Origin of the sequence: Hymenobacter sp. BT491 (genome assembly GCF_014349165.1) — a bacterium.
Taxonomy (GTDB): domain Bacteria; phylum Bacteroidota; class Bacteroidia; order Cytophagales; family Hymenobacteraceae; genus Hymenobacter; species Hymenobacter jejuensis.
In genome coordinates, this window is the sequence record NZ_JACSJJ010000004.1 from 504,633 (window position 1) to 518,376 (window position 13,744).

The 13,744-nt window shown below is 55.6% G+C and carries 12 protein-coding genes; 1 reads left to right on the forward strand and 11 read right to left on the reverse strand.

From position 1 onward, the window contains the following. Window positions 1–76: 76 nt before the first annotated feature. From H9I52_RS18890 to H9I52_RS18940, 11 genes are all read right to left on the reverse strand, one after another. On the reverse strand, window positions 77–565 hold the full coding sequence (locus H9I52_RS18890) for a hypothetical protein (protein ID WP_139515262.1): 489 nt from the start codon (window positions 563–565) through the stop codon (window positions 77–79). Window positions 566–608: 43 nt separating this feature from the next. Further along, window positions 609–1,100, reverse strand: a complete 492-nt coding sequence (locus H9I52_RS18895; RefSeq protein WP_187455288.1) for a DUF4385 domain-containing protein — start codon at window positions 1,098–1,100, stop codon at window positions 609–611. An 852-nt stretch (window positions 1,101–1,952) separates the two neighbouring features. Next, a complete protein-coding gene (locus H9I52_RS18900) occupies window positions 1,953–3,575 on the reverse strand; it encodes an Ig-like domain-containing domain (RefSeq protein ID WP_187455141.1) in 1,623 nt (540 codons plus the stop codon). Window positions 3,576–3,606: 31 nt separating this feature from the next. After that, entirely contained in the window at window positions 3,607–4,500 is an 894-nt protein-coding gene (locus H9I52_RS18905) for a class I SAM-dependent methyltransferase (RefSeq protein ID WP_187455142.1), read from the reverse strand. A 94-nt stretch (window positions 4,501–4,594) separates the two neighbouring features. Further along, complete coding sequence (mnmG, locus tag H9I52_RS18910; RefSeq protein ID WP_187455143.1) at window positions 4,595–6,463, reverse strand: tRNA uridine-5-carboxymethylaminomethyl(34) synthesis enzyme MnmG; 1,869 nt, start codon at window positions 6,461–6,463, stop codon at window positions 4,595–4,597. 205 nt (window positions 6,464–6,668) lie between these two features. Continuing rightward, a complete protein-coding gene (ybeY, locus tag H9I52_RS18915; RefSeq protein WP_187455144.1) occupies window positions 6,669–7,148 on the reverse strand; it encodes an rRNA maturation RNase YbeY in 480 nt (159 codons plus the stop codon). Continuing rightward, window positions 7,145–7,600, reverse strand: coding sequence for an ATP-binding protein (locus H9I52_RS18920; protein WP_139515267.1), 456 nt, complete (start codon window positions 7,598–7,600; stop codon window positions 7,145–7,147). Before H9I52_RS18920 ends, ybeY begins: the two co-directional genes overlap by 4 nt. A gap of 42 nt (window positions 7,601–7,642) precedes the next feature. Then, window positions 7,643–11,068: a DUF4175 family protein gene (locus H9I52_RS18925; RefSeq protein WP_187455145.1), complete on the reverse strand. Its 3,426-nt coding sequence runs from the start codon at window positions 11,066–11,068 to the stop codon at window positions 7,643–7,645. A gap of 85 nt (window positions 11,069–11,153) precedes the next feature. Next, window positions 11,154–11,915 (reverse strand): exodeoxyribonuclease III, encoded by a 762-nt coding sequence (locus H9I52_RS18930; RefSeq protein WP_187455146.1) that lies wholly within the window; start codon window positions 11,913–11,915, stop codon window positions 11,154–11,156. A 172-nt stretch (window positions 11,916–12,087) separates the two neighbouring features. Beyond that, complete coding sequence (locus H9I52_RS18935; protein ID WP_139515270.1) at window positions 12,088–12,450, reverse strand: hypothetical protein; 363 nt, start codon at window positions 12,448–12,450, stop codon at window positions 12,088–12,090. Window positions 12,451–12,452: 2 nt separating this feature from the next. Further along, complete coding sequence (locus H9I52_RS18940) at window positions 12,453–12,833, reverse strand: carboxymuconolactone decarboxylase family protein (RefSeq protein ID WP_139515271.1); 381 nt, start codon at window positions 12,831–12,833, stop codon at window positions 12,453–12,455. Window positions 12,834–13,036: 203 nt separating this feature from the next. Here H9I52_RS18940 and H9I52_RS18945 point away from each other — a divergent pair, with 203 nt between their 5' ends. Next, window positions 13,037–13,744 carry a ComF family protein gene (locus H9I52_RS18945; protein ID WP_316248055.1) on the forward strand — a complete coding sequence of 236 codons (708 nt, stop codon included), beginning with the start codon at window positions 13,037–13,039 and terminating at the stop codon, window positions 13,742–13,744.

The window sequence follows — 13,744 nt, forward strand, 5'->3', positions numbered from 1 at the left end:
CCTAACTACCTAAGCTATTAGGCACTTATCCACTTTTCCACACCGAAAATTGGTGTTTTTGTGGATAACTACCTGCCTAAGAGGGCCATTGCACTTCGAGATCGTCGTTTATAAACACCCCGAAGTTGACGAACTGAAGCTGATCTTCATCAAAGTAAAGGTCAATCATTTCCTTCTCGTAGGAGAGACGGGTTTCGCCAGTATCCATCTTCTCGACCTCGGGCGTTTCGAGACCGTTGCGGCTCATCAGCTCCTGTACTTCCTGCACGCTTTTGCCATGCACAGACTCGCCGAAAAGGCGCATGCCCGGATGGTCGGTTTCGATGCAGCTGAGGCGGTAATCGTCTTCGCGATCGAAGTAAAGCGAATAGCCTTCTTCGAGGTAGTTCCAAGCCTGGTGTTCAAACTCGTCGTCGTCTTCGGCTTCTTCGATTTCTTCGGGCTCTCCCATCAGGGTGCGCACTTCGTCCATGGAAGCGCCGAATTTCAGCGGCCCCATGCCCGTGCCGAGGATGATTTCGTGTTCTTCTGTGCTGGAGGATTGTGGTGATTGGGGAGTGTTCATAGCGGTGGCCTCTGGTGAAAATTGGGGTTAAAGGTAGAAGTTCTTATTTGCCGTAGCGCTGCTCAAAGTCGAGGCGCTGGTGTATGTAGTCGTGGTGCTGCCGCGCCTGATCCCATTTTTCTTTGAAAATAGAGGCCGCCACGGCCTTGTCGGCGTCTTCGGGTGAGCGGGGTAGCTCAGCACGGCCGTGCGCTCCGCTCTGCCCCTTTTTGTCGGCGGGCACCGGACCGGCGTATTTCTTGCCGCCGCGGTGGTTGGCGTAGCGGCGGGCGCGGGTGTAGCCCATCTGCAAAAACTTGCGGGCCATGTCGGCACCCACAAAATCCTGGGCTTTGAGGTAGTCGAGAAACAAGGCGTAAATCTGCTCCGACGATTCGCGGGCGATTTCCGGGGTGCGAAAGCGCCAATGCGGCAGGATTTCGCCCTTGTAAGGCTCCACCAACAACACCCCCTGCTCGCCTTTGCCGACGCGGTAAAGCTCTGGGTGCCGCCGAAAATCGGTTTGGTGAAAATCGAGGGTGTAGTCGAAGGGCATACGGCAGGTGCAAGCGGTTTTGGTGCGGGTATACGCAAAACCAGCGCCCAGTAGCCGAACTATCCACTTTTCCACACGGCGTACCGTGGAAAAGTGGATAGTCGCCGATTTTTCGCGCCCGGCGGTTTTTGTTTCCGGGCCGCACTGCTTTTCCCTGTGCTCCCGGCCAACTGGCCCGGACTCAACTTTTCAAACCGAGCCGGCCCACGAGCTTTTCCACATGGTTAATAACTTTTGAAATAAATTTTTTAAAAAATATCTCTTTGTTCCCAGTCGTTAGGGCTGTGCATAAGTGGATAAGCGAAAAAGGTTATTAACAGGGCTGATAACTTGTGTACAAGTCCTCGTTTATGCACCGGCTATCAACAGGGTATGTTGATTATAAATGATTGATTATAAGATACTTGCATCAATTATTCACAATCCACAGCGTTATCCACGAATCCACAATTCACACCTTTTCCCCATTGTGAATTGTGGAGTTTTCGGTGCAAAGTTATCCACCCTTATCCACGCCTCAATTGGCCTGTAACGGGAGTGAGATGCGCAAAAAACGTTATCCGCTTTTTGTCCACCGCTTATCCCCATGTTTCCCCAGTGTTATCCACAGATTTCCCCATTGTGATGGCGCTACGTGGATAAACCTGTGGAATGCGTGTGGAAAAAGGGCGAAAAAGCCCCTCAGTAACTTGAATTCGCAGGTCAGGGGTGTGGATACTTCAGCTTGGGAGCCAAAAAACAGGTCAAATACCGTTCTTCCGGCCCCGCAGCGCGCCGCTAAAAAACAGTAACTAACGCACGAAAAGAGGCGAAAACCGGCCCATAACTACCGGCGTGGCGGCGGCGAACAGCCTAGAAGCTTAGCTTGATGGCCTCTTCCTCCCAGCCAGCGCGTACTTGCTTGGTCTGAGGATAGATATAAACGGGCTCAGCGGGCAGCAGCAGTTTGGGATCGCCGCCGCGCCAGGAGCCGTTGGCGTCGGCATCGATGAGCACCCGAATGCGGTAAGTGCCCGGTGTCAGGAAGTCGAACCGAAACGTATTGCGCGGGCTATCCAGCGACTGCACCAGTTGATACGTGTTGTCGAGCAGTTGCAGCGTGTAGCGCTTGTACTTGGTTTGGATGGTGCCGCTGAGCGTTCCGAACGGAGATTGCTCGGTGAGGCGCAACGGAATCGGGCGAAAACCCAGCCGTGACCCCGTCACCGAAGTGATCGCGGTGCTGTCGAGCACCAAGGAGATCTTGTTTTTAGCTTTGGTATTCAGATTGATAATCAACTGGTTGCGCTCGGAATTGAGCGAGCCATCCTGCGGGGCGCGTAGCGGCCGACGCGAGGTAGAGTCTTCGACCAGCGTACCAAAAGGCTTGTTCGCTGCCAGGCGAACCGGTTCGTTGAACTGAATGCGCAGCTGGCCCTGCCGATATACTTCCCGGCCGCCGCCCTCAAGGGAATAGGCCGGGCCGCGACGGGCGGGAGCAGTACCCTGAAAGCGCACGTTGAGGGTATCGCGGCCGGTGTTGCCCACGCTGTCGGTAGTGGCCAGAATGTAGCGGCCTTCGGGGAGGGCAGGCGTTTTGTAGAGAATGACCGACCGGCCTTTTTCTGCCATTTGCACCGCTTCGGTGAGCTCGGGCGTCGTGGCCGAAGCGTTCAGCGGTGTGAGCGAGGCTTGCTGGATACCTTCGTTCAGGCCGATTTTGTAGTTGTTGAACCCAGGCTGCTGGGAAGTAATCAGCGCTTTGCGAGCATCCGGGCGCACCAGCTCGAAGCGCAGGCTATCGACGCCAGGCCGAACTGTGAGCAAATCGGGTAGGTAAGCAATCTTCTCCCCTTCTTCGTAGCGACCACTCTGGTTTTTGTCGGCCAAAGCATACATGCGGTACTTGCCTTCTTTAAGGTTGCGCAAGGCAAAATTTCCGGTCTTATCAGTACGCGCCAAGTAATACGGCTTGCCGCGGCGCACACCCAGGGTATCGGCTTCCGGATACAGAATTACTGAGGCTTCGTTGGCCGGTTGGCCCGTAAGCAGGTCGTGTACAACGCCTCGCACCGAGCCCGAATCCAGCTGAGGGCCGGTGCTGAAGCTGAATAGTACATCTTTGGCCGGCGTGCTTTCGGTGATATCCGAAACGGCATCGCCAAAGTTGAAGGAGTACGTGGTATTCGCGTCAAAAGGCTTCTCAAACGTGAGGCTAATGGCGTTGCGCTCCTCCCGCACTTTGTAGTGGTTGGCGTCCGGAATGACGGGCGCTACAATCAACTTCTTCTGCAAGTCCTTTACCTGCACCGACTCCGAAAACACCAGCCGCACCGTTTGTTCCTTCACGTTGCGCGCCCCGTTGGCGGGCGTCGTACTCACCAGCTTGGGCGCCACCGTGTCGCGGGGGCCGCCTTCAGGAGAACTGACGGCCGCGCAGCCACCGAGCAAAGAACTAACAGACAGAAGAAGCAGCAGATCAGCGCGAACGAACATCGGCGGGCGAAGGCAGTGGAAAAGTAGAAAATCAGCGTTTGCTAGCTACGTAAATCAGGCTGGAATATTGCCCGTTGTGCTGCGCGGCGTATTTATTGGACTGAAAACCAGTCTTTAGCACCGTAAGCAAACCACCGCCGCGCTCGGCACGGTGCTTTTCACTGAGCATGCTCACATAGTAAGCATCCAGCTCCATCGGCAGCGTTTCGCGCACGATCATCTTGTGCTTTTTGAGCAGTTGCGTCATCGTTTTGGGCGCGAAATGGTACAAGTGCCGGGGCACATCGTACGCCGCCCAATCCTGGCGATAGTGCTGAGCATCAAGGCTATCGACGTTGGGCACGGCTATGATCAGCACGCCATCGGGCTTGAGCAGGCCGATGAGCTGGCGCAGAGTTTCGTTGAGCGTGTGTACGTGTTCGAGCACGTGCCAGAGCGTAACGGCATCGAAAGTGCCGGCCTCCAACGAATCGAGACTGCCGGAGCCGATGGGCTGGCCCACGCGTCGTGCCGCTTCTTCGCGGGCACGCGCATTGGGCTCAATACCCGCTATTTGCCAATGGCTTGCTTTGCAGGCGGCCAAAAAATGGCCCGTGCCGCATCCGTAATCCAATATTTTGCCTTTGCGCGGCGCGTGCTTGTTCAGTAAGCTCACCTTGCGGCGCATCGTGAAAAAGCGTGCGATGCGGTAGGCTTGGTTGATGACGCCCGCCGCGGCACTGTTGTGCGACACGTAGTCGTCGGACTCGTAATAGCGCCCGATCTGGTCCGCATTGGGCCGCGGATTGGTAAACTGAAAACTGCACGCCTCGCACTGCACAATGGCGAAGCTTTCCTTACTCACCGACTTGTCTTCGACTACCAGCTTGTTGCGAAAGTCACTTTTCCCGCACACCGGGCATTTATCCAAACGTTCGTAGGACACGGATTGAAATTATGGAGGCAAAACTTTGAGTGCGGAAGCCCATCAGGAGAACCAATACGGTACCCCAATTTGCCTCCGCACTCAAAATTCAACATTACTTACCCAAGTACACCATCAGGACCGAAATATCGGCCGGCGATACTCCGCTGATGCGCGAGGCTTGACCAATGGTTTCGGGTTGTACGCGCAGGAGCTTTTCGCGGGCTTCGTGCGAAAGGGCGGGCATTTGCTTGTAATCCAAGCGGCCCTGAATCACGAAGTTTTCCAGCTCCAAGAAGCGTGCAGCCTGCTGGTATTCCTTCTCGATGTACGTTTCGTACTTGATATTGATAATAGCTTGCTCTAGGCTATCTTCTTGATATACAGATAGTTGTAAAGCAAGCGCCGGAAGCACGCTGGTCAAGTGAGCCAGCTCCACGTTCGGCCGACGCAGCAAGTTGATCGCGCGCGTTTTTTCCGTGATGGGCGCCGAGCCAATCGATTCCAGCAACCCATTGACTTCGGCAGCTTCCACGGGCATATTCTTCAGCAGCTCAAGCACTTCCGTGGTCTGGCGAAGCTTTTCTTCTACGCGCCGCATGCGTTCTTCCGATGCTAAGCCAAGCTTGTGGCCAAGCGGCGTGAGGCGGATATCGGCATTGTCTTGGCGGAGCAAGATGCGGTGTTCGGCCCGCGACGTAAACATGCGGTAGGGCTCGTCGGTGCCTTTGTTTACCAAGTCGTCGATGAGAACGCCGATGTAGGCTTCGCTCCTTTTCAGGATGAAAGGCTCTTTGCCGTGCACGCGATTATGGGCGTTGATACCGGCCATAAGGCCTTGGCAAGCAGCCTCTTCGTAGCCCGTAGTACCGTTGATCTGGCCGGCGAAGTAGAGGTTTTTGATGCGCTTGGTTTCCAGTGTCAGGTTGAGCTGGGTCGGCGGGAAGAAATCGTACTCGATAGCATAACCCGGCCGGAACATCTTGGCGTTCTCGAAGCCCACAATCTTGCGCAAGGCGCGGTATTGCACGTCTTCCGGCAACGACGAGCTAAAGCCATTCACGTACACTTCCACCGTGCTCCAGCCTTCGGGCTCCACAAAAATCTGGTGGCGGTCCTTGTCGGCGAAGCGGTTGATTTTGTCCTCCACCGACGGGCAATAGCGCGGTCCCAAGCCCTTGATGCGGCCCTGAAACATGGGCGACTTCTCGAAGCCCTCGCGCAGGATGTTGTGCACCTCAGAGTTGGTGTAGGTGATGTAGCACGGGCGCTGGGTGGTCAGGCGCGGCGTGTCGAGGTAGGAGAATTTGCTCGGCTCCTCGTCGCCGGGCTGCACTTCCATTTTGCTGTAATCCAGCGAGCGGCCATCGACGCGGGGTGGCGTGCCGGTTTTCATGCGGCCGGCTTCAAAGCCCAGCTCTTTCAGCTGCTCCGTAATGCCCGTGCTACCGCGTTCGGCGGCGCGTCCGCCGCCAAAATTTTTCTCCCCAATGTGGATCAGGCCATTGAGAAACGTACCGTTGGTCAGCACCACGCTTTTTGCCCGAAACTCGATGCCAAGCTGGGTGCGCACGCCGACGACTGTGTCGTTTTCGACCACCAAGCCCATAACGGCTTCCTGCCAGAAGTCCACGTTGGGCGTTTGCTCTAGGGTCATGCGCCATTCTTCGGCAAAACGCATGCGGTCGCTTTGCGCGCGCGGGCTCCACATGGCGGGGCCTTTCGAGCGGTTTAGCATCCGGAACTGGATCATGGTTTTGTCGGTCACAATGCCCGATTGCCCGCCCAGCGCGTCAATTTCCCGCACGATCTGGCCTTTGGCCACGCCGCCCATCGCGGGGTTGCACGACATCTGCGCAATTGTGTTCATGTTCATGGTCACGAGCAGCACCTTCGAGCCGAGGTTGGCTGCCGCGGCCGCCGCTTCGCAGCCGGCATGGCCCGCTCCTACTACAATGACATCGTATTCCTGCTCAGTGAACATAATCGGGGGTGTTATTTGGGAACTGCTGGGGAGAACAGCGGAGAAGTAAGTTTTGTGCCAGATCTAAAAACTAGTTCCTGTTTCTGGTTCAGGAAGAGTCAGTTGTCCGGTAGCGTGCCCTAGAAAACCAAAAACCGCCCCCCGTTTCGGTCGAAACGGTTGGCGGTTTTGAGGTGGTTACCAGAAAGTACCTAACGCAACGCGCTCAGAACGTGCGCAAAGATAGGCAGTCGTCTTCTTTTTTGCGCATCGCCGTCTGGCTCAGCAAGTCTTTGTCGGCGTAGCCAAGCAGGTGCAACACTCCGTGAATCATGACGCGGTGCAGCTCATCGCGGAACGCGACGCCGAGTTGCTGGGCATTATCCCGCACCCGTTCTACGCTGATGAACACGTCGCCTTCGATAATGTCGGCGTCGTCGGCGTTGTCGAAGGTGATCACGTCCGTGTAGGTATCGTGGTCGAGGTACTCGACGTTGACTTGGTGCAGGTACTCATCGGAGCAGAAAATGTAGGTCAGGTGCACGATTTCGTGTTCGTGTACTTCGGCTACGCGTTCTATCCAAGAGGTAAGTTCCTCAGCATCAGTTAGTTCGAAATCAACATCTTCTACCAAGAACTCAATGCCATGAACCTCATACGGTTCATCCATCGGCTCTTCGTCGTGGTCGGGGGGCAACGAGGTCATGCCGCAGTCTGGTCGGAAGAAGTAGTAGCAGCCGATTCGTCGGCCGTGTCGGGGCTGAGCATAAAAGTGAGCTGCACGTTGCGGCCGTCTTTGTTAAACTCCACTTCGTCGGCCAAATGGCGAATCAGGAAGATGCCGCGACCGCCGGGGTTTTCGAGATTTTCGGGAGCCGTAGGGTCGATCAGGTTGGTGTAATCAAACCCGTTGCCTTCGTCTTCCACTTCAAACTTCACCCGGTCTTTATCGACGTACAGCGACAAATAGACGTTTTTGTCCTTGTCGAACTTGTTGCCGTGGCGAATTGCGTTGTTTACCGCCTCCGTGACGGCCACCATGATATTGCCGTAAATATCGTCTTCAATGTGGAAGGTATCTTTCGAGTTATCGATGAAACTTTCTACCACGCGGATGTTCTCAACGAGCGAAGGAATCTGAATTTTGACCTGCTTCATAAGGGAGGGTAAGGGGGCAGCGGCGGTAAAAATAGCGAGGTGCTACTTCATTTTCTGAAAATATTCACTCACCTCGCGCTGGTAGTACGGCGTGAGGGCTGGTGGCACGGTGCGGAGCAACTCGGTTTGCCGGTCTTTCTGGCGTTTGTATTTGTCAAAAGCAGGCGGAAAAACAGGTGGTCGATTTTGGGCCGTCTGCGCTTCGCGCTTGTCATCCTGGTCCCGCTCGCGGGCCGATTTCTCGGCTTCCAGCAAACGAGTCAGGATTTGGCGCTGGCGCATAATGGTCTGCTCCGTCAGCCGCTTATTTACGAGGTCGGTCTCGGTTTGTTCCATCATTTTTTTGATGTCGCCGGTTCCGCCCGCGCCCTCCTGGCCTTTGCCATCTTTCGCATTTGGGCCGCCGGGCTTGCTTTGCTGCTGCATTTTTTCCAGGTCACCCATGGCTTGCCGCAGCATTTGCTGTTGGGCTGCGAGCTTGGCTAATTCTTCCGACATGGCCCGACCCGATTTGCCGCTTTGCTGAAGCTGCTGAATCTGTTGGTTGAGTTGTTGCTGCATGCGTCCCATCTGGCCTTCGCCGGCGGCACTACCCTTCTTTTTTTTGCGGCCCGATTTGCCGCCGCCTTGCTGCTGTTGCTGCTGGCCTTGGCGCTGTTCTTCCTGCATTTGCTGCAAAGCCGCGTCCAGCATAAGCGCCAGGTTGTTCATCGACGTCATGGCCAATTGCTGGCTGCTGGTAGCGCGGCTTACGTTACGCTGCCGAATCTGGTCGAGCGATTCGTCCATGCGGCCGTTCATCTCCCCTACTTCGCGGGTTACAAATGACTGAATCTGAGCCGCCTTTTTGGCCAGTGCGTACAGCGAATCCTGAATCACGGCTGCGTCGTCTTTGAGCTTGCGCTGCTGCTGGCTCAGCTGCACAAAGCGCGGGTCGGTCTGGTCGACTTGCCGAAACTCCTTCATCACGCCTTCCTGGTCAAACGAGAGCTTGAGCAGGTTTTCCAGGATGTCGCGCAGGTCGTCGATGTTTTCCTGCTGCTGATCGCTTTCTTCCTCGCTCTGCTGGTCCTTCATTTTCTGAGCCATCTGCTGCATTTTCTGCGCGGCGTCTTTTTGGCTCTGGCTGGCTTTCTGGTTCTGGTTTTTGCCTAGCTCCTGCTGGCTTTCTTCCATTTCCTGCTCCACCTGCTGCTGCTCCTGTTTCATCTCGTCGGCGCCGTTCTCATTTTCGAGCTGCTCGTCGATTTTCTTCAGGTCCTGCAGGTCTTTCTTGACGTCTTCAAACTGCTGCTGCATCTGGGCTTGCTGCTGCTTTAGCTCCTGCTGCTTTTGTTGCTGCTGTTGCTTGTCGCCTTGCTGGTTAGCTTTGTCGTTTTTCTGGGTTTCGTCGGCCAGCTTCTGCTGCTCTTTGGCTAGCTCATCGAGCTTGTTGGTCGCCGATTCCATCTTCTGCTCGTATTGCAGCTGCTTAAACATCTCCAGAGCCCGCTCCAACTCTTTCTGCAACGTATTCTCCTTGTTTTCAAGCTGTTGCAAAAGCTTCTGCATTTCGGGCTGTACCATATCCTGCTGCTGTTCCAAAAGCTTTTGCAGCTGCTCGTAAAGCTTCTTGGTTTCGGGGTCGAGCAGGGTTTCCATGAGCTTCTTCAGTTCTTCGGCCTTCTCTTTTAGCTGCTCGCTTTTGGGGTCAAACTGGTCCTGCTTCTGGTTCATCTCCTCAAACATCTTCTTGACCTCGGCCATCTGCTGGTCCATCTGCTGCTTCTGGTTCAGCATCTCTTCCAACTGCTTGCGATCCTGGAAGTTGAGGTCGCGCTTGGTCTTGAGCTTGTCACCGGCCTTGGCCAGTTCGCGCTCCAGCTTTTTCGACTGCTGCGCGCTCTGGCTTAGTTGGTTCTGCATGGACTGGGCCTGCTCGTTCAGCTGTTTTTGCAACTCGGTGCGGGCCGGCAGCTTGAACTCAGCCTGGCGCGTCCGGGCGCTTTTGGGGCCGTGCACGCCGTCGTTGTCCCATACCTGCACGAAGTATTCGAGGCGGTCGCCGGGCTTCATGTTGAGCGGCTGCAAATCCCATTGGTAAGCATACGTCTGAGCCGAACCGCTTTGCAACGGCAGCGCCCGCGCTTTGTAGCCCGCATTTGGGTTCTGGGCCGACGTAATGCGGTAATGCAGTTGCAAACGCGTCAGGCCATAATCGTCTCGCACTGAGCCCCCTAGGGCCAAGTAGCGCAGTGATGTCGTGTCGGCAAAGCTCTCTTCCGTCACCTCCGGCACTTGATCCTGAATGGCCGTAATCTGGTACTGAATAGGGTCGCGGTTGAGGCTGATGGCATTTTGCAAGCGCACCGCGTACTCCTGCGAGCGCATCACCCGATGCGTAACAACAAATTGATTATCAGCTTCTTCTGCAATTACCGTTTCGTCCGGATTTTTGAATTGCAATTGCAGCTTATCGGTGGCGGCGGTAGCAAATTCCCAGCGCACGGTGCTGCCTTCGGGCACGGTCAGGTTGCCGCTGTTGCGGATGGTTTCGGCCAGCTTGCCGATGTATGCCGGGTAGGTTACCTGCATGGAGAAGTCGCGGAGGTTGGGCCGCTCACGCACCAGCAGGTTGTAGTCGTCGGAAGTGAAGCCCGCGGCGGCTAGCTGAAACGCCACGTCTTTTTGCAACTGCTTGAATTCGAAGCTGTAGTGGTTGCCTTGCTCTTTGGTCAGACGCCGTTCGCGGCCGCCGTACACGATGTTGATTTCGTTGGGCAGTACTTCGCCTTCTATGCGCACGTTCAGCTTATAATCTTCGTTGCGAAAGGCCCGTAAGTCCTTGTTCTCCAGAACAAACTGAAACGGTGCGGGTGGCGAATACGCTTGACGGTAGTGTAAAATGCGCTCCGTACCCTGCACAAACAGGCTTGGGTACACCAGCAGCACCAGCACAATGATGCCCGCCGGAATGGCCACGTATTTCCACAGCGGCCGCGTCTGCGTTTGGATGTTGATGCCATCGGCAAATTCCAGACCTGTAAACTGCGCCGCCCGCTGCTCTAGGCTCGCCGCGATAAGGGCGTTTTCCTGGGCTTTGCCTTGTAACTGCAAGGCATTCAATAGCTTATCCTGAACCTGCGGAAACAGGTCGCCGACGCGTTGAGCGGCTTGCTCGTCGGTAAGCAGGCGGCGCAAATTGGTAAGGGCTGCCAGCGGCTGCCAGATCCAGTGCACAAACGCGTACACTACCAACCCCAAAAAGCCAAACAGCAGCCCGCCCCGTACCCACGTGGGCAGGTAGAGGAAGTATTCGAGCAGGTTGAAAACGACAAACAGCGTCAGCAACAGGCCGCCGGCCACCAGCGCACCGCGCACCAGCAGGCTTAGGTAAAACTTGCGCTTAAAAGCATCCAGTTGCGTGAGCACCTGTTGCAGAGCCGGCAAGTGGGCAGTTGAAGGGAGCGTAGCTTTTTCCACGGACATAAACACAGACCAAATCGGGCTCAGACAAGATACAGCTTAAACGGCAGCCCCGACCAGAAAAGTGCCGCGCAAGCAAGCCTCGCCCTTATAACTCCACAAACGCCGGGCAGTGATCCGAGTGCACCACATCGGGCAAAAGACCAGCGTTTTGGATGCGCGGTTGCAACTGCTCATCGACCAGCACATGGTCTAGGCGCCAGCCCACGTTGCGGGCCCGGGCGCCGGCTCGGTACGTCCACCAGGAGTAGTGGCCCACCGCATCGCCGTGGTGGTGACGAAACGAGTCGGTGAAGCCGTCGGCGAGGAAGTCGGCGAACCACGCCCGCTCCTCCGGCGTGAAACCAGGGCTGTTTTGGTTGGCCTTGGGGTTGTGCAGATCGATGTCGCGCTGGCAGCAATTGAAGTCGCCGACAATGACGAGCGGCGGCACCGTAGCCCGCAGTTCGTGCACGTACTTGCGGAAAAAATGCAGCCACTCAACTTTGAACGCCTGCCGCTCCGGTCCGCTCGTGCCCGAAGGCATGTAGGTATTGATCACCGAAAATCCATCGAAGTCCAGGCGCAGCACGCGGCCCTCGCTGTCATAACAATCAGTACCACAACCGATTACGATATTGTTGGGTTTTTGCTTCGAAAAGGTAGCTACGCCGCTGTAACCGGGCTTTTCTGCCGGATGCAAACAAGCGTGATACCCAAGGGCCTCAAAACCAGAGATATCCAGTGCCTCACGGCCTGCTTTAATTTCCTGCAAGCACAGGACGTCTGGCGCCGCGTTTTCCACCCAGCTCAGCAGGCCTTTGCTCAATGCCGAGCGTAGCCCGTTGACGTTATATGTGATGATTTTCAAAAGGAAAACTTCGGTGATAAACAGTTAAAAACCCAAACCAGCCGTCCTCCCGAGCGAAAGCGAGCAAACTCTTCCGCACTAGTTTTTACTATTTGTGCAGAGGTCCTTTGCTTTCGCTCGGGAGGACAGGCAAGTGGCAAAACGCCAACCAGAAACAGTTGGAAAGCTTTGGTTATTCCTCGTCTTCCTGTTGCTGAAAATACTCGAGCATATGCCATTTGAGCATACGCTCTTGCTCTTTGAGGCTGGCAAAAGGCACTGGCCGCAACAGTTTGTAATGCGGCCAGCCATCTTCATCGATGCGCTCTAGCTCGTAGTACCCGCTGATGCTGAAGAGCTTACACGTAGCAATGTGCATCAGGTCCTGTTTTTGTTCTTTGGTAAACGGACCTGCGCCCTGCCCAAGCTCCTGCACGCCGATAAGCAGCAGCAGCGCATTGAGGTCGGGTTTTTTGCCGAAGCGCTCGCGCATTTGGTTCATCAGCTCCCACCAGCGCTGCTCAAACTGCGCTTCGGTTTCTTCCGGATTCAGCATGACTAGGCGCTGTGTTCGGCGTGCGGCGGAGCCGGCACGGCCCCCTCCTCTTTCAGGACTTCCCAGTACTCCACGGCGCGGCGGAAATGCGGAATCACGATGCTGCCGCCGATAATGTTGGCAATCGCAAATACCTCATACAGTTGCTCTTGCGTGACGCCTTCCTCGTAGCATTTGCCAACGTGGTACTTGATGCAATCGTCGCAGCGTAGCACCATGGAACAGGCCAGCCCCAGCATTTCCTTGGTTTTTACATCCAACGCGCCTTCCTGATAGGTGTTGGTGTCGAGGTTGAAAAAGCGCTTAATGACCTTGTTATCAGCCGCCATGATCTTTTCGTTCATGCGCTGGCGATAGTCGTTGAATTCGGTGACGAGGCTCATAAATGGGAAGTAAGAATGATAAGCTGGTGGCTAGCGCTGAAACGTTCTTGCGCTTGCGAAGCGATGGCCCACAACGGAGATGGAAATTTAGAACACGAAAGTAGGCACAAATGATCCAGCGGTTTGGGCAAACCGCTGGCCGGCGCTACCTTCAAGCTGCGGTTTTTTCGCTTCCTGATGCCTACGCCCAACCCAACCGTTTTGTGAACATACAAACCGCTTTTGCCGATTTTGTATCGCTCATTTTTCCGCGGGTATGCCTAGCGTGTGAAGAAGCCTTGCGCCGTGGCGAGCAGCATATTTGCACCAACTGCCGCGTCGAGCTGCCCTACACCGGTTATCATACGCTTGCGCCGGCTCAGAACCCCTTGGCACGTCGGTTCTGGGGCAAAGTACCGTTGCGCTATACGCTGAGCTACCTGAAGTTTCTGCGTCGCGGCCGGGTGCAGCATCTGTTGCACCAACTGAAGTATAAGGGGCAACAGGAAGTTGGCCAAGTATTGGGTCAGTGGTACGGGGCCGAGCTAGCTGCTCAGGGCTTCGCCGCCGAATTTGACCTTATTGTACCCGTGCCTCTGCACCCCCGCAAGCTAGCCCAGCGCGGCTACAACCAAGCCGACAGCTTTGCCGAAGGATTGGCCTCTGCCCTGTCGGCGCCCTGGAGTGCGCATGCATTGCGCCGTACAGCTCACACTAAGTCGCAGACCCAGAAAAACAGAGTAGAGCGCTGGCAAAACGTAGCGAACGTTTTTGAAGTAACTGAATCCTCAGCCATTGCAGGAAAGCGCATTCTGGTAGTGGACGACGTGCTTACCACCGGTGCCACCCTAGAAGCTTGTGCTGCTGTGCTGTTGGCAGCCGGTGCGCAGGAGGTGAGCATTGCGACCATTGCCAGCGCAGAACTAGCTTGA

Coding starts and splice junctions, on each gene's coding strand:
- H9I52_RS18895 (WP_187455288.1), bottom strand. CDS start 1,100: ATGCCCTTCGACTACACCCTCGATTTTCACCAAACCGATTTTCGGCGG.
- H9I52_RS18900 (WP_187455141.1), bottom strand. CDS start 3,575: ATGTTCGTTCGCGCTGATCTGCTGCTTCTTCTGTCTGTTAGTTCTTTG.
- H9I52_RS18935 (WP_139515270.1), bottom strand. CDS start 12,450: ATGCTGAATCCGGAAGAAACCGAAGCGCAGTTTGAGCAGCGCTGGTGG.
- ybeY (WP_187455144.1), bottom strand. CDS start 7,148: ATGACCTCGTTGCCCCCCGACCACGACGAAGAGCCGATGGATGAACCG.
- mnmG (WP_187455143.1), bottom strand. CDS start 6,463: ATGTTCACTGAGCAGGAATACGATGTCATTGTAGTAGGAGCGGGCCAT.
- H9I52_RS18925 (WP_187455145.1), bottom strand. CDS start 11,068: ATGTCCGTGGAAAAAGCTACGCTCCCTTCAACTGCCCACTTGCCGGCT.
- H9I52_RS18940 (WP_139515271.1), bottom strand. CDS start 12,833: ATGAGCCTCGTCACCGAATTCAACGACTATCGCCAGCGCATGAACGAA.
- H9I52_RS18920 (WP_139515267.1), bottom strand. CDS start 7,600: ATGAAGCAGGTCAAAATTCAGATTCCTTCGCTCGTTGAGAACATCCGC.
- H9I52_RS18890 (WP_139515262.1), bottom strand. CDS start 565: ATGAACACTCCCCAATCACCACAATCCTCCAGCACAGAAGAACACGAA.